Source organism: Gillisia xinjiangensis (assembly GCF_046298265.1).
Classification (GTDB): domain Bacteria; phylum Bacteroidota; class Bacteroidia; order Flavobacteriales; family Flavobacteriaceae; genus Gillisia; species Gillisia xinjiangensis.
Genome location: NZ_JBKAHK010000072.1, coordinates 1 through 601 on the forward strand (window position 1 = coordinate 1; position 601 = coordinate 601).

Annotated in this window: 1 protein-coding gene; it reads right to left on the bottom strand. The window is 65.2% G+C overall.

All coding sequences use genetic code 11. The features are described from left to right. Window positions 1–147: 147 nt before the first annotated feature. Window positions 148–601, bottom strand: a 454-nt coding sequence (locus ACKGJN_RS16525; RefSeq protein ID WP_409540667.1) for a hypothetical protein, incomplete at its 5' end; no start/stop codon positions are given.

Sequence of the window (601 nt, forward strand, 5' to 3'; positions counted from 1 at the left end):
GCCTCGTGGGAGCAGGCCATGCTGGTCGCCGGACTGGAGCGCGTCGCCGCGCTGCTGGATGCCGAGACGATCGACGCCGCGCCGGTGCTCGACGTCGGCGCCATAGACCGTGAGCAGCACTGAAGGGGGCCGCACTCGGGCGCCCCCTTAGCGGCTGACCACCACCATCTTCTCTATGACGTCGTCCATTTCCCGGTTGTCGACCAGGATGTGCAGCGCTTCCAGGGTGGAGAGCAGGTCGCTCTTCTTGCCGACGCGGATCACCGGATTCTTGCCGGGGATCTGCATGGTGCGCTCGCCGAAGTTCAGCCGTACGAACAGGGCGCCGTTCTCCTCGAACCACCAGGGCTCGGGGTGCTTGTAGGTGATCTGCTTTACGGTCTCGCCGTTTTCCTCGACCAAGACATGGCTTGGATAGCGATAGTCCGGGTCGTGGGCCAGGCCGATCTGGTGATCGAGGCCGGCCAGGAAAATTCGGCGCAGGTCGTCCATGCGGCGGTCGACCAGTTGCTTGCGGCGCTTCGGATTGGCTGTGCGTGGCGCGCGCGCCGGGACAACGAAATCGAGTACTTCGCGAGAGACGGTAATCGGGGGCCTCCGG